Origin of the sequence: Kordiimonas sp. (assembly GCF_048264555.1) — a bacterium.
Classification (GTDB): domain Bacteria; phylum Pseudomonadota; class Alphaproteobacteria; order Sphingomonadales; family Kordiimonadaceae; genus Kordiimonas.
This window is the reverse complement of the sequence record NZ_JBLXCX010000003.1, coordinates 362960-385884: the sequence shown is the minus strand read 5'-3', so window position 1 is coordinate 385884 and position 22925 is coordinate 362960. Positions and strand designations below refer to the sequence as shown.

Here is a 22925-nt window from a genome sequence, read left to right as displayed (position 1 = left end):
TTTCTATTTCCAGATTTTTACGCCCTCACCCGGAATGCCCAGTTTATCCCAAATTTCATCGACACGGTGGATGACCGCATCCTCCATATAAATTTCACGGCCCCACTCGCGGTTTGTCTCGTTGCCAACCTTGTTTGTGGCATCAAGCCCGAGCTTGCCCCCAAGCCCGGATTTGGGACTGGCGAAATCGAGATAATCGATCGGTGTGTTTTCAACCGTCACGATATCGCGTACCGGGTCCATGCGGGTCGAGATGGCCCACATGACATCCTTCCAGTCCCGTGCGTTGATGTCATCGTCCACCACAATTACAAATTTTGTGTAAACAAATTGCCGGAGGAAGGACCAAACACCCTGCATCACGCGTTTTGCGTGGCCAGCATAGGCCTTTTTCATGCTCACTACAGCGATGCGGTAGCTGCAGCCCTCAGGCGGTAGCCAGAAGTCTGTGATCTCCGGGAACTGTTGCTGCAGAAGTGGGATGAAAACCTCATTGAGTGCTTCACCAAGGATCGCGGGTTCGTCCGGCGGGCGGCCCGTGTATGTGCTCAGGTAGATCGGGTCCTTGCGCATGGTGATGGCGCTAACAGTGAAAACCGGGAACTGCTCAACCGAGTTATAATAGCCGGTGTGGTCACCGTACGGTCCCTCATCGCGATAATCCGTGAGGCTGACGTGGCCTTCAATCACGATCTCGGCTGTTGCGGGCACCTGAAGGGGCACGGTTTTACAGTCCACCAGCGGGACTTTATTGCCCCTGAGTAGCCCGGCGAACTGATATTCGCTCAAGGTGTCCGGCACGGGTGTTACCGCAGCCAAAATGGTGCCCGGGTCCGCGCCTATTACCACGGCGGCGGGCAGGGGCTCCGGGTTTTTATCTTTCCAGCGCGCATACTGCTGGGCACCGCCCCGGTGCTTGAGCCAGCGCATCAGGGTTTGTTTTTTGTTCAGCTTCTGCATGCGGTAGATGCCGAGGTTATAGTTATCCTCTGCTTTGTCAGATGGCCCTTTGGTGACCACAAGCGGCCAGGTGATCAGCGGCGCGGGTTCATCCGGCCAGCAGGTCTGGACCGGCAGGCGGTCAAGGTCGATATCATCCCCGGTGAGCACAACTTCCTGCACGGGTGCTTTTTTTACCCGTTTGGGCTTCATCGACAGCACCTGTTTGGCAAGTGGCAGCAGGCTGATGGCATCCTTGATGCCGCGTGGTGGCTCAGGCTGGCGGAGGAAAGCAAGCGTTTCACCCACCTCTCTCAACTCATGTGGCTCACGGTTCATGCCCCAGGCGACGCGCTCAACGGTGCCAAACAGGTTCACGAGCACCGGCATCTCTGCCTTCTCACCCTGTTCATTCACCACATTTTCAAACAAAAGCGCCGGGCCGCCAGCGTGCAGCACGCGGGTTTGTATCTCGGTCAACTCGAGATTGGTTGAGACCTGCTCGGTAACACGAACAAGCCTGCCTTCGGCCTCAAGCCGGTCAATAAATTCACGTAGAGAATCGTAAGCCATGTTTGCCTTATAATGTGGCCTCACCCCTCAGCCAAGCGCCGATGATAGGGGTGTGGCACTTTACGCCACAGATACCCCATTTTATGCCACCAATATCCCACAAAACCCGCCACACTTGCGCCACACCTGCGCCGCACATATTGTTACGATACCGTAATGACTTTTGAGGGTAGTACGCCGCCCACATAGTACACAAGTTCAGCGGGCTCTGTGATGTCAAAGAGGTTGATATTGGCGCGTTTTCCGGCCTCAAGCGTGCCGCGGTCTTCCGCGAGCCCCAGCGCTTTGGCGGCGTTCAGGGTAATCCCCCTCAAGGCTTCCTCCGGGGTCAGGCCAAAGTAGGTGCAGCCCATATGCAGCATAAGCTGGAGCGACAGAACCGGCGAACTGCCCGGGTTCGCGTCGGTCGCGAGCGCGATGGGCACACCGTGCTGGCGGAACAGGTCAACCGGCGGCAGCTTGGTTTCCTTGAGCACATAAAATGCGCCGGGCAGCAGGACAGCGGTGGTGTCTGCCTGCGCCATGGCCTTTGCGCCAGCAGCGTCCGTATGTTCCAGATGGTCAGCCGACAGCCCACCAAATTGGGCGGAAAGCGCGGCACCTGATAGGTTCGAAAGCTGGTCTGCGTGCAGCTTCACTTCAAGACGGTGTGCTTTTGCCGCTTCAAAAACCCGCGTGGTTTGGGCCGGTGTGAAGGCGATGTTTTCACAGAAAGCATCCACCGTATTCGCCAATTTCTCCTTTGCAACCAAAGGGATCATCTCGTCACACACGAGGTCGATATAACCATCCGCGTTATCTTTAAACTCCGGTGGCAGGGCATGGGCGCCAAGGAAAGTGGTGCGAATGTCTACCCCAGCGGCATTGCCCGCAGCCTTCGCGGCGCGCAGCATTTTCATCTCGTCTTTGGTGGTGAGACCATAACCGGATTTGATTTCAACTGTTGTCACCCCCTCAAGTTTGAGGCGTTTGAGGCGCTTGGCGGCGGCGGCGGCTAGCTCCTCTTCGCTTGCGGCTCGGGTGGCGGTGACGGTTGAGATAATACCGCCGCCCCGGCGTGCGATCTCCTCATAGGAAACACCGTTCAGGCGTTCCTCAAACTCGCGTGCGCGGTTACCGCCATAAACAATATGAGTGTGGCAGTCGATAAAGCCGGGCAGAGCCCACTGACCTTCGCCATCAAGGGTTTCCCGTGCGTCACCACCGTCAAAGCCGCTTGCGGAGCCCACGTAGGCGAGTCGGCCATTCTGTGTTGCGATCAGGCCGTTCGCGATGGCGCCGTAGGGCGCATCGCCCTCAGCCATCGTGGCGATGTTTATGTTGCGGATGATGAGGTCAAACATGGGTTTATGGTCCTTCGGTCGTGCGCGTCGGAAGCTTTATCACACAAGTCGCTTGACAGGAAGATCAGCTTGTACAAACCTGTATATACAAGTTAGGAGATCACATGCAAAAGCTTTATTTCTCTGAAGGGTTGGTCGGCCGCGATTGGGCGGCGGATATCTGTTTGCATGTGGGCCCAGGTGGTTTGATCGAGGCGGTCGAGACAGGGGTGAAGGCCCCCAAGGGCGCACAGGTTTTTGGGGCCGTTCTGCCAGGCATGCCAAACCTGCACAGCCATGCGTTCCAGCGTGCCTTTGCGGGCCTCGCGGAATTTAAAACACCGGGGCAGTCTGATTTCTGGTCATGGCGCAGCGCCATGTATCATTTCGCAAAACATATGACACCCGCGGCGGTCGAGGTCATCGCCCGCGCGCTTTATATCGAGATGTTGAAGGCCGGATACACGGCGGTCGGTGAGTTTCATTATCTGCACAACAGCCATAATGATCAGGCGCTCGCGATGTCGAAAGCGGTAATCAAGGCAGCAGATGAGACGGGAATTGCACTTACCCATTTGCCGGTTCTCTATCAAACGTCTGATTTTGGCGGCAAGGCCGCAAATGAGGGGCAGCGTCCTTTTCTGCATGATGATAAGGCTTATGCTCGCCTCCTAAACATTCTCGCGTCGCGCCTGAAGGGGCGGCACCGGCTTGGGCTTTGTTTTCATTCGCTTCGGGCCGTGCCTGCTGGCGGCTTTATGCCAGCTATTGAGGCTGTTGATGCGATCGACCCGCGCGCACCGATCCACATTCATATCGCCGAGCAAACCGCTGAGGTTGATGCCTGCATGATGGCCACCGGCAAACGCCCGGTTGAATGGCTGCTTGCGAACGTGGATGTGGATGATCGCTGGTGCCTCATTCACGCAACCCATGTGAATGAGGCAGAGTGGCGCGGCATGGCGGAGCGCGGTGTGGTCGCAGGCCTTTGCCCTACCACAGAAGCCAACCTTGGGGACGGTATTTTCCCCGCCGCTGAGTATATGGCGGCAGGTGGTCGGTTTGGTGTCGGCTCAGACAGCCATATCAGCATTGACGCGCGAGAGGAGCTGCGCCTGCTTGAATATGGCCAGCGGCTCACGCGGCGCGCCCGTACGGTGCTCACCGGCGGTGATGATGGCCATACGGGTGAGTTCTTGTGGCGTAGTGCTGCGCTTGGTGGTGCGCAGGCGCTCGGTCAAAACGTGGGTGAAATTGCGGTTGGTAAGCGCGCAGACCTTGTGGTGCTAGATGGCGCAGCCAGCCAGTTCGCGGGCGCGTCTTACGGCCAGATTGTGGATGCCTTTGTGCTTATGGGCCAGCCAAACCCGATCAGCGAGGTGATGGTCGCCGGCGACTGGGTGATAAGGGGCGGCAAGCACGCGCAGGAGGATACAGCCTTCGCTGAATACCGCGATCTTGTGCGTGGCATTGCTGCCAAAATGGAAGGAAACGCACCATGACCATGCCCCTTCCGCGCTACGAACAGGTTAAGCGCCATATCATGGACGGTATCGAGGGTGGTTCTTATGTGGCTGGCGACAAGCTGCCGAGCGAGAATGAGCTTGTGCGCGCGCTTGGTGTCTCCCGCATGACCGTGAACCGGGCGCTCAGGGAACTGACGGAAGACGGGCATATCGTGCGGCGCGCGGGCATGGGCAGCTTCGTGGCTGACCGCCGCATGCGCGGGCACGCAGCTGATATCCTCTCGATCCGCGATGAATTGGCAGCGCGAGGTGAGCTATGGTCCGCGAACGTTCTGGCCCTTGAGGCTCGGCCCATGCCGAAAGAGGTGGCTGCCGAGTTTGGCGCAAAAGCGGGCGAGCAAGCCTATTACCTGCTGGTGCTGCACCGGGGGGACGATACCCCGATGGAGCTTGAGGAGCGCTGGGTGAACCCGAGCATCGCGCCTGAACTTTTAGCGCAGGATTTCACAAGCCGGACCCCGACGGATTACCTGCTTGCGGTCGCACCCTTGCTGCGGGCCGAGCATGTGGTGCGTGCCGTTGCGGCAGATGCGCGCGACGCAAAACTTCTGGAGATAGAGCGCGGCAGCCCATGCCTTGAGATTGGCCGCCGTACCTGGACGGGGGAGCGGGTCGCAAGTTACGCGCGGCTTCTTTACCCCGGCGACCGCTATGAACTGACCGCGCGTTTCTCGCCGGTTGGTGCCGCGAACAACACATAAAACGTTTGAGTTAGAGGGAAACTGAAAATGAAAAACCGTCCCGATATTCACGCGCCGCACGGTGCTGAGCTAAACTGTAAAAGCTGGGCCACGGAAGCGCCGATGCGCATGCTGATGAACAACCTTGACCCGATGGTGGCTGAAAACCCGGAGGAGCTGGTTGTCTATGGCGGGATTGGCCGCGCGGCCCGCAACTGGGAATGTTATGAGAAGATTGTTTCCACGCTGAAGGGCATGGAAGAAGACGAAACACTTCTCGTGCAATCAGGCAAGCCGGTTGGGGTTTTTAAAACCCACAGCGATGCACCGCGAGTGCTGATCGCCAACTCAAACCTCGTACCCGCCTGGGCGAATTGGGAGCATTTCAGCGAGCTGGATAAAAAAGGCCTGATGATGTACGGCCAGATGACGGCTGGCTCATGGATTTACATCGGCAGCCAGGGCATCGTGCAGGGCACCTATGAGACATTTGTTGAAATGGGGCGCCAGCATTTTGGTGGCAGCCTCGCAGGCAAATGGATTTTAACAGCAGGCCTTGGTGGCATGGGCGGTGCACAGCCGCTGGCGGCCACCATGGCGGGCGCAAGCTGCATGGCGATCGAGTGTCAGGAAAGTCGTATCGAATACCGGCTGAAAACTGGCTATCTGGACGAGCGCGCCGATACGGTGGAAGAAGCACTTGAGATTATTGAGCGCGCGCATGCGAGCGGCAAAGCCGTTTCCGTTGGTGTGCTTGGCAACGCCGCAGAAATCCTGCCTGAGATGGTGGCAAAAGGCATCAGGCCTGACGCGTTGACCGACCAGACCTCGGCCCACGATCCGGTTAACGGTTATCTGCCAATCGGCTGGAGTGTGGATGAATGGTTCTCGAAGCGCGAGAAAGACCCTGCTGCTGTCGCGGTTGCCGCCAAGGCGTCCATGGCAAAACATGTTGAAGCCATGCTCGCTTATCACGGCATGGGCGTGCCAACAGTAGATTACGGCAACAACATCCGCCAGGTGGCGTTTGACGAGGGCGTGAAAAACGCGTTCGACTTCCCAGGCTTCGTACCGGCCTATATTCGCCCGCTGTTTTGCCGAGGTATTGGGCCGTTCCGCTGGGCGGCACTTTCAGGTGACCCTGAAGATATCTATAAAACCGACCAGAAGGTGAAGGAGCTTATTCCTGATAACCCACACCTTCACAACTGGCTTGATATGGCGCGGGAGCGCATTCAGTTCCAGGGTCTGCCAGCGCGTATTTGCTGGGTTGGGCTTGGTGACAGGCACCGCCTTGGTCTTGCCTTCAACGAGATGGTCAAAAACGGTGAGTTGAAAGCCCCGGTGGTGATTGGCCGTGACCATCTGGATAGCGGCTCGGTTGCAAGCCCCAACCGGGAAACGGAAGCCATGATGGACGGCTCAGACGCCGTGTCTGACTGGCCGCTTCTGAACGCACTCCTGAATACCGCGTCTGGCGCTACATGGGTCAGCCTGCACCATGGTGGTGGTGTGGGTATGGGCTACAGCCAGCACTCCGGTGTGGTGATCCTGTGTGACGGTACAGACGAGGCGGCAAAACGTGTTGGTCGTGTGCTGTGGAATGACCCGGCAACGGGCGTGATGCGCCATGCGGATGCCGGGTACGAGATCGCGCAGGACTGCGCGCGGGAAAAAGGCCTCAACCTGCCAATGTTGGCCCGTTAAGAGAGTAGGGACGTTTATGAGTAAACATCAGATGGTCCGCAAAGCGGGCGAGTTGAGCCTTAAAGACCTGAGGCATATTTACGAGGAGCCTACCGAGCTTGCGCTTGACGGTTCTGACCGTGCCCGCATTGAGGAAGCTCGTAAAACGGTGACAGACCTTATTGCGCGCGGTGATACAGCCTACGGCATCAATACCGGCTTTGGTTTGATGGCGAACACCCGCATCAAGTCCACCGATGTTGAGAAGCTGCAAGAGAATTTGGTGCTGAGCCACGCCACCGGCACCGGCACGCCGCTTAAGGATGGTGTGGTGCGGCTTGTGTTGGCGCTTAAAGCCACGTCGCTCGCGCAAGGCCATTCCGGCATTCGGCCAAAAGTGATTGATGTGCTCCTGAAGCTGTTGGAAGCTGAGGTCTACCCGGTAATCCCTGCCAAGGGGTCCGTCGGTGCGTCCGGTGATCTGGCGCCGCTCGCGCACCTGTCATCCATCCTGCTTGGGTATGGTGAGGTTAGCCATAAAGGAGAGACGCTCACGGCGGTTGAGGGCCTGAAGCTTATCGGGCTTGAACCCATGGCGCTTGAAGCCAAGGAAGGCCTCGCGCTTTTGAACGGCACGCAGGTTTCAACAGCGCTGGCGCTCTCCGGCCTGTTTGAGATCGAGAATGTGTTTGCAAGCGCCATGGTGGCAGGGGCCATGTCTGTCGATGCCATGAAAGGCAGTGATGTGCCGTTTGACGCGCGCATTCATGCGGTGCGGCGCCAACAAGGGCAGATCGATACGGCGGCTACATACCGTGCACTGCTTGAAGGTTCTGAAATTCGCCATAGCCATGATGATTGCGAGAAGGTGCAGGACCCCTACAGCCTGCGTTGCCAGCCACAGGTGATGGGTGCGGCCCTTGGCGTGATGCGGCAGGCGGCGGAAACACTGCTCACGGAAGCAAATGCCGTGACTGACAACCCGCTTATCTTCCCGGACGAGGGGGATATCCTCTCCGGCGGCAATTTCCATGCGGAGCCGGTGGCCATGGCCGCCGATATGCTTGCGATTGCAGTCAGCGAGATTGCCAGTATTTCCGAGCGTCGCACATCGCTGCTCGTTGACCCCAAAATGTCGGGCCTACCAGCGTTTCTGGTGAAAGATGGCGGCCTCAACTCCGGCTTCATGATTGCGCAGGTAACGACGGCGGCGCTTGTGAGTGAAAACAAGACTTACGCGCATCCGGCGAGTGTCGATTCGATCCCAACTTCTGCGGGGCAGGAGGACCATGTCTCAATGGCGACCTTCGCGGCCCGCAGGTTGCACGACATGGCGGAAAACTCCGCTGCGGTGATCGCAATTGAACTTCTCTCGGCGGCGCAAGGGGTTGATTTCCACAGGCCGCTCAAATCCAGCGCAGTCCTTGAAGAGGCGCATGGCCTCATTCGGGATTTGGTGGATTTTTATGAGGAAGATCGTTATTTTGCACCGGATATTGAAGCCGTGCGTCGTCTGGTGGCGGCGGGCTCCCTCAACCGGTTTGTGGAAACGCTGCTACCTTCGACCCACCTCGGGAGCAAAGTATTTTGAGTGACGTTTTCCACCTTGTGAGGGGGCATAGTCCCCTCATCGTTTCCATGCCCCACAGCGGTGAAGCGCTTGGCCCTTACGCGGAGCGTATGACAGCCGAAGCGCTTGAGATTGCCGATACGGACTGGCATTTGCCCAAGCTATACAGCTTTTTGGCGGACCTTGGTGCGACGGTGATTGCGGCGCAGCATTCTCGCTACGTGATCGACCTGAACCGGGACCCATCCGGCAAGAGCCTTTACCCCGGCCAGAATGTGACCGAGCTTTGCCCCACCACCACTTTTGCGGAACAGCCGATCTATCAGGATGGTGAAGCACCACACGCGGCTGAGGTGCGGGCCCGGGCTGAAACCTACTGGCATCCCTATCATAACGCCTTGAAGGCGGAGATTGAGCGCGTGAAGGCAGAACACGGCTATGCTCTTTTGTGGGACGCGCATTCCATTCGCTCTCATGTGCCACGCTTTTTTGAGGGCCGCTTGCCCGACTTCAATCTTGGCACCAATGATGGTGCTTCGTGCGATGAGGCGCTGGCGCGGGTGGTGCTGGCAGCAGCCGGAAGTGCGCAAGACTATACCAGTGTGCTGAACGGTCGTTTCAAGGGCGGGTATATCACCCGCGTATACGGCAACCCGGCTGAGCATGTGCATGCGATCCAGCTTGAGCTCGCGCAAGTCACCTATATGGAAGAAAGTTTTCCGTTCTCTTATAAGCCAGAGAGCGCGGCCAAAGTTGCAGCACCCATCAGGGATATGATGGAAGCGATGTTGGCGTGGAAACCTTCAGAAGCGCGGCTTAGAGCCAACGCCTGACGCGCGCTTTATAAGCAATATACTCATCGCCAAAGGTGGCGGTGAGCATGCGTTCTTCGCGGCGGATGAAATAGTGCTGGATCAGGCCCACGAAGATGGCGAGCGGGGCAAGCGGCCACCAGCCACCGGTGAGCGGCCAAAGCCCAACCAGCAGCAGCGCCATGGCCAGATACATGGGGTTGCGCGTATAGCGGTAAGCCCCTTCGGTCACCAGCTTGTGGGATTCTTCACCGGGGAAGAACGTAGTGCCTGAGGCGATGAAGCGGTTCTTTTCCCGGAAGGCCAGCCACACAGCAAACACCGATAGCGGTAAACCATAAAAATGCGCGAAGGACTGCCCGGTCTCGAGCCTTCCAACAATATGCATGGCAATGCCCGCCAAAATCATCAGGTGCGGCGGGTAAATCCAATAGGGTTTGTCATTGCCTTTGTTTTTCATGGCCTGTCTCACTTTGCGAAAAGCTGGCTTGGGTCTTTGAAGGCTTTGAACTCAAGGGCATTGCCTGCGGGGTCGAGGAAGAACATGGTGGCCTGTTCGCCCACTTCACCTTCAAAGCGGATGCCGGGCTCAATAACGAACTCAACCTCCGCTGCTGCGAGCCGCGTGGCCAGGTCGTGCCACGCCTCCCACTCCAGCACCACACCATAGTGAAAACTGGGCACGGCTTTGCCGTCAACATCATTGGTGTCGGCTTGGCCTACCGGGGTGCCCAGATGCACAACAAACTGATGGCCGAAGAAATCAAAGTCCACCCATGTGGCGCTTGACCGGCCCTCAGCGCAGCCCATCAGGCCACCATAAAACGCCCGCGCGGCGGCAAGGTCGTCAACAGGAACCGCAAGATGAAAGGGCTGCACCATGGCGTTTGCCTCCTATTTTGCCATCAGGTCCATAACCGCAATCGTCATGGCTTCCACACCAGCCTTGATTGCGGGTTCAGGCGCGATTTTAAAGAAGGGTGAGTGGTGGCCTGCAACCGCGGGGCCGCCCTCTTTTGCGGCATCCATCCATTCCTGTGGTGTGCCGCCAACGTAGAAATAGAAGCCGGGTACATCCTCGTCGGTCATGGTGAATTCTGAGAAATCTTCTGCCCCCATGCCGCGCTGTACATAAGGCATAAGCTGGTCTTCGCTCAAGCGTGCCCTGAGCGCCTTGTCAAGGCGGGCGGTCAGTTCCTCGTCATTGACCGTGGTGGGCGCGCTTGTCACCGAAAGTTCAACCGTTGGCAGCATGTCCTCGGGCAAGCCCGCAACACGGCCGGTGTTCTCTGCAATGCGCTTGATGCCTGCAAGCAGCTTGGCCCGCACTTCTTCGTCGTTTGAGCGCACTGTGAGCGTCAGCTTGGCTTCGTCTGAAATAATGTTGTTTTTGGTGCCTGCGTTGAAAGTGCCCACGGTCACCACTCCCGGGTCAAGGGGGGAAATTTCGCGTGAGACAAGCGTTTGCAGTGCGTTGACGATCTGCGCACCAATCACAATCGGGTCTTTGCCCTGATGAGGGGATGCACCGTGGGTGCCAACGCCGTGCACGGTGATGTGTACGCTGTCAGACGACGAGAACATAATCCCGCTTTTATAGACCACCTTGCCCGCAGGCACGTTTGAGGCCACATGCAGCGCCAGCGCATAATCGGGTGTGCCGAAGCGCTTGTAGATATTGTCGTCGATCATCGCCTTCGCGCCGGAGATCACTTCTTCCGCCGGTTGGCCAACCAGCATCAGGGTGCCGGACCAGTTGTCCTTCATCGCCACAAGGCGGCGCGCGGTGCCGATCAGGCTTGTGATATGCACGTCATGGCCGCACGCGTGCATCACGGGCATCTCGATACCGTTCATATCCACTTGGGTGACGGTGGATTGATACTCAAGACCTGTGTTTTCTTTCACCGGCAGGCCGTCCATATCGGCGCGTACCATCACAAGCGGGCCATCACCGTTTTTCATTTTGGCCACAAGGCCGGTACCCGCCACGCCTGTTGTGACATCAAACCCGAGCGATTTCAGCTCATCCGCGATTTTGGCGGAGGTGCGGGTTTCGCGGAAGGAAAGCTCCGGGTTTTTATGGAAGTCCACAAAAAGCTCATGCAGGTAATCATAATCTGCTGCGATATCGCCTTTAAGGTCAGCAGCTTGGCTTGCAACCGGTAGAGCCATCATCATGGCAACTGCGGCTGATATGCTTCTCAATTTCATTGTCTTCCCCTCCCGTGCAGGTCTTGTCTTGGTTGTCTGCGCCCCTAGGCCGCATGGTTAAGGCAATTCCTGCATAAATACGGCCCCATTGCAATGCGCCTTGGTGCTTTTCTTGCGGTTAAATTCAGGGGCCAAAACCGGGGTGGGGCATTTTTTTTATGGAAGGTGAGAATGTGTCGTTGACTCACGAGGGGCGCTTCGCTATTCACGGCGGCGGAGAGGTGGCCGAGTGGCTTAAGGCGCTCGCCTGCTAAGCGAGTTGGGGGGCAACTCCCTCGCGGGTTCGAATCCCGTCCTCTCCGCCACTTTCTACAAAACAATGGGTTATGACGCTCCCGTGTCATAACCCATTGTTTTTCTACACACCGGATACAGTGAATATTCGTCTAGGGTGCTAGGTTACGGCTGACGGTCGCGCAGCAGGCGTTTCACCTCGGCAACCGGCAAAACGGGCACACCGCTGTCACCTTCCTCGTAGCGTTTGCCGTCATGCTCCGCCCCTGCCATCAGAAGTGAATTATAGATGGCTTCCTCAGTTGCCTCGATCGTGGCTTCAAAAAGCGGTGATATTTCCCCGTTGGGCAAGTCCTCCACCAGGCTTGTGGCACTGCGGCGCTCAGCCGTGCGACGCACACTCTCTGCTGTTGAGAAGCTGATGACATAATCGCCGCTGCCGTTGGTGAGCGATGCTCCGGTGCGTGCGAGGCCGCCCATAGCGCGGCGCGCCAGGCGTTCGAGGTTGCGATCAGAGAGGGGAGCATCGGTAGCGATCACCATCATGATGGAGCCGTCAGCCTTATCGTCCGCTACATGATCCCGCAGGTAATACTGCCCAAGTGCTTCGCCGACCGGCAGGCCGTCCATCTGCAAAATGCCACCGTAGTTCGACTGCACAAGAACGCCGACGGTGTGACCACCAAGGGAAGCTGGCAGCTTACGGGATGAAGTGCCGATGCCACCTTTCCAGCCAAAAGCGACCGTGCCGGTGCCTGCGCCAATAGCGCCTTCGCTCACCGGCCCGCCTCTCGCGCCTTCAATCGCTGTTTTAACCATCTCCGGCGTGATGTGACGACCGCGAATGTCATTGAGGTGGCCGTCATTTGTCTCTCCCACCACAGCGTTGACGGACCGGACCTCTTCATTGCCCGGCTGCGCCAGCGTCCATTCAATCACACCGGCGGCAGCTTCTGGCACGTTCAGGGTATTGGTGAGCACAACAGGCGTTTCAATTTCGCCCAGCTCCATGATCTGGCTGATGCCCATCATCTTGCCGTAGCCGTTGCCAATCACCACGGCGGCGGGCACTTTGTTTTGATACAAGTTGTCACCGTGCGGCAGGATTGCTGTCACGCCTGTGCGAATGGTGTCCCCTTCCATCAGCGTATAGTGCCCGACCTTCACCCCAGCCACATCGGTGATTGCATTGTTTTTGCCCGGCGTGAGCACGCCCGGGGTGATGCCGATATCGCGTGCCCGTACAGCCTCATCCTCTGCCTGCAGCGGTGACAGCGTTATGGTCAAGCTGAGCAGGGCGATGAGAATCTTGTGCGTCTTCATAAAATTCCTCCGAGGCATTGATGGGCTGATGAGCCGCTTATGTGACGCCATTAAAAGCACCGCGGCATGACATGTCCACCCCCAGGCGCGGTTTTGGGTCTAACCCCGGCGCTTTCTGATGAAACGCACGATACCCCATATAACCAGCATCAACACAATGCCCGCACCTGCGGCAACCACCATCAGCATATGCATGGGGTGGGTGATAACGTAGTTCGGGTACGGGGCATAAAAGCCGTTAAAGTCTTTTAGCCTCGCTGGCAGCGCCATCAGGTCATCCTTGCCAAGCGCGAGGCCGCGTTCCTTCGGGTGATGCAGCGAGCCGAAATCATAAAGCGCACCGGCCTGATCAAGCTCAACATGTGCGCCCAGGATATGGGGGACCGGTTTGTCGTTCAAAAAGGCCACAAGCCGCTCTGCGCTTTTTAGATAAGTATCCGTATCCTCAACGATCAACCGGCCGGGTAACAGGAAATCGCCTGTAAACGCCAGCGCGGTCGCTTCATCATAATAAACTACATGGGTTTTATGATGGCCGGGTGTTGGCACGGCATGAACGGTGCGACCACCTAATTCAATGCGGGTACTATCATTAGGCCAGTCGGTGAAACCAAGCCCCGCCTCTAGTGCATCAAGCTGTGCTCCGATGACCCTCACGGACGGGTGTGCCGTAAACTCGGCATCACCAGCTTTGTGGTCACTATGGCCGTGGCTGTGCACAATTGTGAGCGGCATTTGGCTGCCGTCTTTTTGGGGCAGTAAGGGCAAGACGGTGTCGGCAAGTGGTGTGCTGCTCAAAGCCTCAACGCCCCCGGTATCGATCAGGAGCGCTTTATCCTCACCAATGAGGAGATACATAAAAGGTGCCTCGAAGGTCGAACACAGGCTTTGGCGCAAAATATATGTGGTCTCATTGAAGGCATGAACCTCAATCTGCGGTGCGCTTACTACGGCCGAACAATCTGCCGCTCCTTCGAACCAATCGGTTTTTAATGATCCGGCAGCGGCAGTCGCTTGGGCGTAGGCTGGCGCCGCACCGAGAAGCAGAGTGGTGGCAAGCCATGCTGCCACAAGCGTTTGAATTTTCATGTGTTCATGTTCCCCGTCGTTTTTCTTGTACGTCAATTTTTCTTATATTTAGGCGTCGTAGCAGCAAGGTTCAGGCGCCCTTAAACTCGCATCCGACTATCTAACATCTGCGCCTCTCGCTTGGCACGTCACGTCAGCGTTATATTGTGAACTTGTATCGGCCACATTTTGCCAGTAACTCTGAATTGGAACTCTGGCTTAAACGCTCGCCTGAACAATGACCCCGGGGGTGAACTCGGTGCGCACCACCTATGCTGCGATCTTATCTTTGGCGTTAATGTCCGCGCCGCTTTATGCTGACGATGGCTGCAGCAAAGGCGGGGTCGTGGTCGGATTCTCGCTCGAACTGCCCGAGGGGCAGGAAGACCTGCGCGACCTCCTTACCTCTGTTTCATTGCTGCAGGAAAAAAAGGGCAACTGCCTAAGCTCGCTCGCGCGACTTGATGCCAACCTCGAAGCTGATGTCGAAATGTTCAAACGCGTACTGCGGTCTGAGGGCTACTATAGCGCTTCCGTTGATAGTCGTGCCGAGAATGTGGGCGACAGAGCTAATTTGCGCATCGTGGTGCGGCCGGGCGCACGATACAAGGTGTCCGCTGTGTCGGTGACCTTCACAAATGAGGGGGAAGAGCAGCCGGTGAGCGGCGTATCAGCCCCCCTTCCCGAAGGGGCCGCAGCGCGCTCGGAAGATATACTGGCGGCGGAATATCGGGTGCTGACAGCTCTCGGCGACCAGGGGTTCCCTTTTGCCATGGCAGATGAACGGCAGGTGGTTATTGATCATGCGCTCAAGACAGCCGCCGTACATTATAATATTGATACAGGGCCTGAAGTGAATTTCGGAACGGTGGCCTATGAAGGGGCTGACCGCACGGAGGAGAGCTATCTCAGCCGGTTGATTCCGTGGCCGGAGGGTGGCCCCGTTCGCAAATCACACATGGATGAATTTCGCTCGCGCCTTCAAGGCACAGGCCTGTTCAGGAGCGTGTCGGTGGCGGTGCAGGAGAAGGATGCCAAGGGCGGTACCGTGCCCGTCGCGGTTGCGCTTGAGGAAACACCCCCACGCCGGATTGAGCTGGGGGCGGGATATTCAACCGGTGAGGGGTTTGACCTTGAAGCCTCATGGACAAATAAAAACGCCTGGGGCCGCGGTGAAAACCTCAAGTTTTCAACCGTCATTGGCGAGACGGAGCAGACTGTTTCCGCGAGCTTAAGGAAACCGCATTTCAGGCGTTTTGGCCAATCTTCTGTCCTGCGGTCCCGGTTCGGGCGCGAGAGCACCCCGGCTTATAAAGCGCACCTTCTTGAGACCTTTGCGGGTATTGAGCGCCGGTTCAATGACCGGTTTATCGGATCGCTTGGGCTTTCGGGCAAAGCAACGCAGGTGCGTGAGGATGGGGAGCGGGACGAATTTGTGCTGCTGGGGGTGCCGCTGGGCATCGGGTTTGATACGTCAAATTCGCTATTGGATCCCAAGCGCGGTGTGCGCCTGCATTTCCGTGTGCAGCCGAACCTGTCCCTGATCAACGATAGTTTTGTGTTTGTGACCAACGAGTTGAAGGCGGCGGGTTACTGGCATTTTGACGAGCTGGACAATGTGGTGTTTGCAGCTCGTACCCGGATTGGGGCGACCTTTGGGCCTGCCAATGAGCGCATTCCGCTGCCGGAACGATTTTTTGCGGGCGGCGGTGGTTCCGTGCGTGGTTTCCCCTATCAGGCGTTAGGGCCGCTGGACGACGATGGCGACCCGCTTGGTGGGCGCTCTGTTGCGGAAGTTGCGTTTGAAACCCGCCTGCGCGTGAGCGACACCATAAGCCTTGTGCCGTTCATCGATGGTGGTGCGGTTTATGACGATAGCATCCCGGAGTTTGGCGGTTTCAGGTGGGGCACGGGGCTTGGTGTGCGCTATCACACTTCAATCGCGCCCGTTCGTCTGGATGTTGCTTTCCCGCTTGGGCGACGGGAAGGTGAAAGCGCCGTGGCAATATATCTCAGTATTGGGCAGAGCTTCTGATGGCGGCACAGAATATCCAGAGCATGGTTAAGCGGGCATTGCGCTACACCGCAGTTGCGGTTGGTGCTGTGGTGCTAGTGCTCAGCGGCTTTCTGCTGTGGCTGTCCTCCAGTTCTGGTCGTGCTTGGGTCGCGTCTGAGCTAAGCACAGCGCTTGATAGCGCAGACATGGATGTCGATGTGGCGCGCATTGACGGCGGTCTGTTCTCCGAGTTCACCTTGATCGATGTGGTGGCTAAAGACAGGGAAGGCCAATTCCTGAACGCCCCCAATATCACCGTGAGCTGGACACCCCTCGCGCTTTTGGGCGGCACTGTGGAAGTCAGCAAGCTTTCGAGCGACGGTGTTAATGTGGTGCGGCGGCCAATAACAACACAGACTGAGCGACGCGATGGCGGCGGGGCTGGCGGACTGCCGGTTGCCATCAAGGTTGATGAAGCTGACATAGCTGTTGTTTTTCAGGGGGAGCCGTACCGCGCGACCGCTCGCCAGGTACGGGTCGCGGAGGTTGATGTGCGCGGCAATCTCTCGCTCACCAACGCTGACCGAAGTGACATCGCGGAAGCGATGGTTACGTGGAATGACGAACAGGAACGTTTCACTGTTGAGGGTGACGTGCGGGCGCGGGCTGGTGGCCTGATCACCGGGTTGCTTGGCCTTGACGACAGGGACAGCCTCACTGCGGGTGTTGAAGCATCGGGTACGGTGCAGGAATGGAATGGCACTCTTACGGCCGAAGTGCCGCAAAAACTTGTCCTAAATGGTGAAGTGTCGGGGTCGGGCGGTGTGTGGCAAGGCGCTGTGACACTTGAGGGCAATATATTGCTCCCTGATGATTTACGGGCGTTGATGGCTGAGCAAAGCAAGATCAAATTTCAAGTCACACCTCAGCGCGACAAACAGCTGAAATTTAGTGCGGAGCTTGTGTCCGGCGGCCTGCTTCTTGAGGCCGAAGGGGATGGTGAACTGGAGCGTGGCGCCAGCTTCCGCGATGTGGCCTTCACCCTTGAAAGCCCAAAAGTGCGGCTGGCGGAGTTGACGGTTGATGGTGTGAAGGTATCCGGCACTCTCAATTATGAGGATGGCTACCTGGCGCTCGACTATCATGCCCGAGCAGACGGGCTGACACAAAACAAGATCGCATTGAGCGGTATAGACACAACCGGCACCTTGCAGATGAATGCGGGAAGGCTGAACGGCGCAGTTGAGCAGGCGAGCCTTGATTTGCGGGCAGATGATATGCCGGTCCTGCCTGTAACGGCGCTCACAGCGCAGTGGTCGTACGAGCTTGGCACGAGGGCGCTGGGGGTGCGGGCGGCTTCCCTGAAAGGCGAGGGTGTGGCGGCACACGATGTCGTCTTTGAGTATGCGCAAGGGCAGACCAGAACGCTGGACGCAGAACTTCAACTGAGCGCGGCTTTCCTCTCTCCATGGGTGGGAGAGGCGCTGAAGGAAGGTGCTCTGGATGCGGTGATTACCTCCAAAGTGTCAGAAAGCGGCCTTGTCCTTCAGGCGAAGATGAGAGGGCGTGCTTTCCGGTTTGAAGATGGGTCTGTGCAAGCGTTGGTTGGTGCCACGCCTAAGGGCAGTGCGGAGCTCCATCTTTCAACGCGTACGAACGAGAATATCCAACTGAAGGCCGCGCAGCTGGAAGGTGCTGGTTTTGACGCACAGTTGAGCGGCGCATACACGCCGGCAACTGATCATCTCGACCTAAGCGTCGACGGTACGTTGGGGCGGGAAGGACACCTTAATCTCGATACCATGGTCCTCTCTGGCGAGGCGAAATTTAAAGCGCGGCTGAGGGGAACCGCTAAAGCTCCCTCCCTCGATTTGACGGCTGGGATAGACGCCTTTGAAGGTTATGGCGTGAGCCTGGATAAACCGCAATTAAGTGCGTCCCTAAGTCCCGATGCCCGGAGCGCAGGCCACTGGGTCGGGAGCGTAAGGCTTCAGGGCGGGACACCATTGGGCCCAACAACGCTGGTTGGTGACATAAAAGCCAGCAAAGAGGCTGCTGCGTTTGAAAATATCAAATTGAACGCGCCGGGGGCTGTCGCGGAAGGCATGGTGGCTTGGTCACAATCGAGCGGCATAAGCGGCGGCCTTGAAGGACGGTTGCAAAGTATTGAGGACCAGAGCTTTGATCTCAAAGGGGATGCGCTTCTTGCGGTGCAGCTAAAAACCAATGGGGGCGAGGGTGAGGTTTCGGCGAACTTTGATGCGAAGGATGTTTCCTTCATTCGGCAAGGGCATTTCCCGGTTACGCTTGGTGGTGCGAACGGTGAATTTTCCTTTGATTGGGGTGTTGAAAAGCCGGGGTACCGGGCGAGCTTCACGGGGCAGGGGCTAACCTACGGAGCGCAGTCGCTTGACGTTATCTCTGTTCAGGGAAACTCAAAGGATGGCGAGCCGCTACTCGCGGAGCTGAGCGGTTACTGGGGCAGTCGGTTTACGCTGAGCGCCAGTGTTGCACCGATGGAAGATGGCGCTGACGCCGAATTCCTAGCCACCTATGGCACGGTCACTGCGGCAACAAAGAAACCTGTTCAGGTGCGTTGGCCATCTGACGGAGCGCTCTCTATCCAGGCAGAGTCGCTCGATCTGGCGGGTGGAAACGCCTCCGCCTCTATTACGCGAGATGGCCAGCAATCATCCGCCCGTGTCAAAATGGAAGGGGCTGACTTTACGGCCATTAATCTCTTGCAGCCGGGGGTGCTGGAGACAGGCAGTATCTCGGCAGAACTGGTATTTGACCGTAATGAGGAAGGCGAGACCGGCCATGCGGCGGTTGACTTCAGCAATGTTACTTTGCCGCAGTGGCGAGTGGCCGCGGCACCTGATGTATACAATGGCACGGTAACCGCGGAGTTGCGCGAGGGCGCGCTGATTTTGAAAGGCGGTATCTCGGAAGCATCGCGAGAGTTTGGCCAACTAACGGGTAACCTTCCCTATCAGCGAAAGGAAGACGGCGCGGGGTATGAGATCAGGCCCGATACACCGCTTGCGCTTGATCTCACATGGCGGGGTGATGTGGCACCAGTGTGGCTGCTTGCCCGGCGCCCCAGTCACCTCTTAACCGGGACGCTTGATGGCAACCTTAGTCTGTCGGGCGATTTGGATAATCCCACCTTCAAGGGGCAGCTTGACCTCACCGATGGCCATTATGAATATGAACCTTTGGGGCTTGTGGCTGAAATCACCGAACTGCGTGTTGAAGGCACGCAGGACCATATCGAGCTTGCATCCCTAAAAGCAACCGACGGCAACGGCGGAAAGTTGACCGGGCAGGGTGAGTTCGAGCTTTCAAGTGCGCTGTCGTTCCCGGGTACTTTGTCTGTTGAAATGACAGACTTCAGGGTGGCTCGCCTTGATGAGATCGGGGGCACCGCGTCTGCGTCGCTTGTCTATCAGCGGGCGGAGGAATTCGCGACGCTGACAGGCCAAGTCACAACCGGCAAAATGCAGGTTGCCATGCCGCGCGAGTTGCCGCGCAGCGTCGTGGAAATAGATGTCATTGAGATTAACGGCGAGGAAGAACTTGAGGCCGCGCAGGCGCAAGCGGTGATGCAGCGACGCAAACCAACACAGTTAGCGATCTCCGTAGAGGTGCCGGGCCAGTTCTTCTTTGAAGGCCGGGGCCTGCAAAGCGAGTGGGAGGGGGACCTGCTTCTGAGCGGCACGACAGACGAGCCCGAAGTGAGCGGCACCATGCAGGTGAAAAACGGTGTGTTCAACTTCGGCAGCAAGGCGTTTGAGATCACAGACGGACGCTTGATGTTCTTGGGAACTTCCCGCATTGATCCGGACATCGCCGTAACCGCTGTTCACAAGACAGCAACCATTGAGGCGCAGTTGCAGATAACCGGTGCGGCATCCGCCCCGAAGATTGAGCTGAGCTCTATTCCTGATATGCCGGATGATGAGATCATGGCGCGGGTACTATTGGGCAAGTCGGTTTCCGACCTCACAGCTTTGCAGTTGGCTGAGCTTGTGGGGGCTATGGATACCTTGCGAGGCGGTGGCAGCTTGGATGTGGTTGGCCGCTTGCGGCGTGGTCTCGGGCTCGACACGCTTTCCCTGAACAAAGGGGCGGATGACGATGACGGTGCTACAACAATCACTGGCGGCAAATACTTGCGTAAGAACATCTATTTGGAGGTTGAAACCTCAACAGTGAGCAGCGAAACCGCCACACGTCTCAAAATAGATATTAGCAAAAACCTGCTGGCGGAGACAGAATTGGGCGCACGTCAAGGTAGTAGTCTTAAGTTAAAGTGGTTTTGGGAGTACTGAGTACTTCTCTGCCCTTCGAATTCGGAATCTAAAGATTCTTTAATCCTCTGTATTCATGTTTATTTTTGATTAACCCTGTAAGTAAACTGCCTGTTAACTAAGAATTGTCATATTCTGGCTTCTTCCAATTTGAAGACGCTGGGGTCGATATGTCTAAATATAAAGTTACTCCTGTAGATCAGGAGCTTAAGTTCAGTGCCGATGAAATCATCGTCTCAAAAACCGATGTTACAGGCAAAATTCTGTATGCCAATGATGTCTTTTGCCGCCTGGCGGAGATGTCTACCGAGGAAGTGATCGGGCAACCGCACAGTATTATCCGGCATCCGGATATGCCGCGCGCTGTTTTCCAGCTACTTTGGGACACCATCTCAAAAGGCAAAGAGATTTTTGCCTACATTAAAAACATGTCCGCGACCGGCAAATATTATTGGGTGGTCGCGCATGTCACACCAACGCGTGATCGGGCCGGTAATATCATCGGTTACCATTCAAACCGGCGAGCACCAAGCCAGGCCGGAGTAGCTGACATCCTGCCGCTTTATCGTGAGCTTTTGGCAGAAGAGGCCAAAGGTGGTGACCGCAAAGCTGCTCTGGCGGCAAGCACAGGGCTTCTCAAAGCCAAGCTGGATGCCATTGGCAAAACCTATGACGAATTTATCTGGAGCACGGGAGAAGCAAATGTTTGACCGTTTTGGATCGGATAAAGGGGCTTCTCGCGCGCGCATCAAGGAACTTGAGGCAACGGTTGCGGCAATGGAAGAGGAGCTTGGTGGCTATAAGCGCGCTTTTGCGGCGATAGATACTGTTCTCGCTCGCGCAAGCAAGGGGGACCTTGAGGCACGTATTATTGATTGGGACAGACACGGAGACCGGGGTGAAACACTTTCCGGCCTTAACCGGGTGCTTGACCTGACCGATGCGTTCATTCGCGAGTCGACAGGGTCACTTGATGCTGCAACGGATGGGCGCTTTTACCGGCAGTTCCTGCAAACCGGTATGGCAGGTGAATTTGGTGATGCGGCACACACTATCAACGCCACGATTGAACGCATGGAAGGAATGAAAGAGGAGCGCACCCGTGCTCGCCGAGAAATGGCTCAGGCGTTTGAGAGTAATGTGGGTGTGGTGATCACTTCGCTGACCAGTGCCGTGGAGAAAATTGGTGATGTGAGTGTAAGCCTTAAGGATTACGCGAGTGAGAACCAGGCACTTGCTGCAACTGTAGCGGCGGCGGCGGAGCAAGCCAGTGCCAATGTGCAAACTGTTGCGTCGGCTGCGGAAGAGCTTTCAGCGTCAGTTGAGGAAATTGCACGGCAGGTGCACACCTCATCAGAGAAGACCTATTCAGCATCGGAAGAAGCGAAAAATGCGTCCCACACGATCGATACGCTCAAAGCTGGCTCGGAGACCATCGGGCAGGTTGTGAAGCTGATTAGCGATATCGCGGAACAAACAAACCTGCTTGCGCTGAATGCAACCATTGAGGCGGCACGCGCTGGCGAGGCCGGTAAAGGGTTTGCTGTTGTTGCAAGCGAGGTTAAGTCACTCGCTAAACAAACAGCGACCGCGACAGGCGAGATTGGCACGCAAATTCACAACATTCAGGGCAACACGGGCTCAACCGTGAAAGCTGTGACCGAGATCTCCACAACCATTCGCACACTCCATGAGATTGCGGCCACAATTGCGTCTGCGACAGAAGAGCAGACGGCAGCAACTACCGAGATCAGCCGTAATATTCAGGAAGCATCGGCCGGAACACAGGAAGTTTCCAGAAATATCGGCCGGGTGAATGAGACCGCCGCTGGCACACTTTCTCATGTCGAGAATCTTGAACATGAATCGAGGCACCTCGCAGAAGTGGTCGAGCAACTCAGGAGCCAGTCAGAAGCTTTTGTCCAGCAAATTCAGGAAGGGTAACCTTTTGAATTTGGACCATGTGCTGTGGAAAGGTATTTTCCACAGACACAGGCTTGTTATGAGGAGATGGTAAGGTTTTTTGCTGATCCCCAATAGATGTATTAGGATGGAATAAACATGCTCATATCTCAGGGGGCGGAATGGCAAACGGGTTTAAATGCACCAAATGCGGTGAATGCTGCCGAAATCTTGGTAATGCGGTCGTCGTGATTTTTCCGTCGGATTATACGCCCATGGCGAGAGGGTTTGGGGTGTCGGAACATGAGTTCCGTGAGAAATTTACCGACGTTCTTTACCCGGCCACCAGCGAAAGGCTGGAAATACGCGTTCTAAAAAAAGCCGACGATGCTTGCATTTTTGTCACCCCCGATAACCTTTGCAGTGTGTATGGCTTTCAGCCGATCCAATGCCAGTTAGGGCCAGATAGATACATGGCGCGCAGTATGATGCACTACCCGTGCATGCAAGCGATGGATGAAGGTCTCATTGTTGACACTACTGAGTCTGACGATAAACTCTATCAACAGTTTTATCTAAACAATGATAGGGAGATTTGAGAATGCCAAATATCATCGAGCCGGAAATCAAAAAAATCCTCGCCCGTGTTGAAAAGAAAAATCAACCAGCGACGAAAAAGTCAAAAGCAAAATAGCGCCTGTGCCTGAAGTTATCAGGCTAAAGGGAGCGCCCTCAAGACGGGATTGAACTTGAGGGCGCTTGGGAAC

Annotated in this window: 17 protein-coding genes and 1 tRNA gene; 11 read left to right on the top strand and 7 right to left on the bottom strand. The window is 56.6% G+C overall.

Annotated elements, in window-relative coordinates; all coding sequences use genetic code 11:
* Positions 1 to 3: 3 nt before the first annotated feature.
* A complete protein-coding gene (locus ACN0XZ_RS11515; RefSeq protein WP_417457909.1) occupies positions 4 to 1512 on the bottom strand; it encodes a UbiD family decarboxylase in 1509 nt (502 codons plus the stop codon).
* Between the two features lie 143 nt (positions 1513 to 1655).
* Complete coding sequence (hutI, locus tag ACN0XZ_RS11510; RefSeq protein WP_417457908.1) at positions 1656 to 2855, bottom strand: imidazolonepropionase; 1200 nt, start codon at positions 2853 to 2855, stop codon at positions 1656 to 1658.
* Positions 2856 to 2959: 104 nt separating this feature from the next.
* Between hutI and ACN0XZ_RS11505 the strand changes: the two genes are divergently transcribed.
* Genes ACN0XZ_RS11505 through hutG form a run of 5 tightly spaced genes read left to right on the top strand, consistent with a single transcriptional unit; the run spans position 2960 to position 9129 of the window.
* Positions 2960 to 4336, top strand: a complete 1377-nt coding sequence (locus ACN0XZ_RS11505) for a formimidoylglutamate deiminase (RefSeq protein WP_417457907.1) — start codon at positions 2960 to 2962, stop codon at positions 4334 to 4336.
* Positions 4333 to 5061, top strand: a complete 729-nt coding sequence (hutC, locus tag ACN0XZ_RS11500; RefSeq protein ID WP_417457906.1) for a histidine utilization repressor — start codon at positions 4333 to 4335, stop codon at positions 5059 to 5061. Before ACN0XZ_RS11505 ends, hutC begins: the two co-directional genes overlap by 4 nt.
* A 27-nt stretch (positions 5062 to 5088) precedes the next feature.
* Positions 5089 to 6747, top strand: coding sequence for a urocanate hydratase (gene hutU, locus ACN0XZ_RS11495; protein ID WP_417457905.1), 1659 nt, complete (start codon positions 5089 to 5091; stop codon positions 6745 to 6747).
* Positions 6748 to 6763: 16 nt separating this feature from the next.
* Positions 6764 to 8317: a histidine ammonia-lyase gene (hutH, locus tag ACN0XZ_RS11490; protein WP_417457904.1), complete on the top strand. Its 1554-nt coding sequence runs from the start codon at positions 6764 to 6766 to the stop codon at positions 8315 to 8317.
* The gene (gene hutG / locus ACN0XZ_RS11485) at positions 8311 to 9129 is read left to right on the top strand and encodes an N-formylglutamate deformylase (RefSeq protein WP_417458000.1); all 819 of its coding nucleotides are present in this window, start codon (positions 8311 to 8313) and stop codon (positions 9127 to 9129) included. Before hutH ends, hutG begins: the two co-directional genes overlap by 7 nt.
* Here the strand turns inward: hutG and ACN0XZ_RS11480 are convergent.
* Genes ACN0XZ_RS11480 through ACN0XZ_RS11470 form a run of 3 tightly spaced genes read right to left on the bottom strand, consistent with a single transcriptional unit; the run spans position 9113 to position 11322 of the window.
* Positions 9113 to 9568 (bottom strand): methyltransferase family protein, encoded by a 456-nt coding sequence (locus tag ACN0XZ_RS11480; RefSeq protein WP_417457903.1) that lies wholly within the window; start codon positions 9566 to 9568, stop codon positions 9113 to 9115. The genes hutG and ACN0XZ_RS11480 overlap by 17 nt on opposite strands.
* 8 nt (positions 9569 to 9576) lie before the next feature.
* Positions 9577 to 9990 carry a VOC family protein gene (locus ACN0XZ_RS11475; protein ID WP_417457902.1) on the bottom strand — a complete coding sequence of 138 codons (414 nt, stop codon included), beginning with the start codon at positions 9988 to 9990 and terminating at the stop codon, positions 9577 to 9579.
* Positions 9991 to 10002: 12 nt separating this feature from the next.
* The gene (locus ACN0XZ_RS11470) at positions 10003 to 11322 is read right to left on the bottom strand and encodes an amidohydrolase (RefSeq protein WP_417457901.1); all 1320 of its coding nucleotides are present in this window, start codon (positions 11320 to 11322) and stop codon (positions 10003 to 10005) included.
* Between the two features lie 215 nt (positions 11323 to 11537).
* Here ACN0XZ_RS11470 and ACN0XZ_RS11465 point away from each other — a divergent pair.
* Positions 11538 to 11627: transfer RNA gene (locus ACN0XZ_RS11465), tRNA-Ser, on the top strand.
* Positions 11628 to 11721: 94 nt separating this feature from the next.
* Here ACN0XZ_RS11465 and ACN0XZ_RS11460 read toward each other — a convergent pair.
* Together ACN0XZ_RS11460 and ACN0XZ_RS11455 are read right to left on the bottom strand one after the other, a co-directional pair.
* The gene (locus ACN0XZ_RS11460) at positions 11722 to 12879 is read right to left on the bottom strand and encodes a P1 family peptidase (protein ID WP_417457900.1); all 1158 of its coding nucleotides are present in this window, start codon (positions 12877 to 12879) and stop codon (positions 11722 to 11724) included.
* A gap of 99 nt (positions 12880 to 12978) precedes the next feature.
* Entirely contained in the window at positions 12979 to 13968 is a 990-nt protein-coding gene (locus tag ACN0XZ_RS11455; RefSeq protein WP_417457899.1) for an MBL fold metallo-hydrolase, read from the bottom strand.
* Between the two features lie 238 nt (positions 13969 to 14206).
* Between ACN0XZ_RS11455 and ACN0XZ_RS11450 the strand changes: the two genes are divergently transcribed.
* From ACN0XZ_RS11450 to ACN0XZ_RS11430, 5 genes are all read left to right on the top strand, one after another.
* Positions 14207 to 15982, top strand: a complete 1776-nt coding sequence (locus ACN0XZ_RS11450) for an autotransporter assembly complex protein TamA (protein ID WP_417457898.1) — start codon at positions 14207 to 14209, stop codon at positions 15980 to 15982.
* A complete protein-coding gene (locus ACN0XZ_RS11445; protein WP_417457897.1) occupies positions 15982 to 20277 on the top strand; it encodes a translocation/assembly module TamB domain-containing protein in 4296 nt (1431 codons plus the stop codon). The genes ACN0XZ_RS11450 and ACN0XZ_RS11445 overlap by 1 nt, the downstream gene beginning before the upstream one ends.
* Positions 20278 to 20426: 149 nt before the next feature.
* Positions 20427 to 20966: a PAS domain-containing protein gene (locus ACN0XZ_RS11440; RefSeq protein WP_417457896.1), complete on the top strand. Its 540-nt coding sequence runs from the start codon at positions 20427 to 20429 to the stop codon at positions 20964 to 20966.
* Entirely contained in the window at positions 20959 to 22200 is a 1242-nt protein-coding gene (locus ACN0XZ_RS11435; RefSeq protein WP_417457895.1) for a methyl-accepting chemotaxis protein, read from the top strand. The genes ACN0XZ_RS11440 and ACN0XZ_RS11435 overlap by 8 nt, the downstream gene beginning before the upstream one ends.
* Before the next feature lie 140 nt (positions 22201 to 22340).
* A complete protein-coding gene (locus tag ACN0XZ_RS11430; protein ID WP_417457894.1) occupies positions 22341 to 22757 on the top strand; it encodes a YkgJ family cysteine cluster protein in 417 nt (138 codons plus the stop codon).
* Positions 22758 to 22925 lie beyond the last annotated feature (168 nt).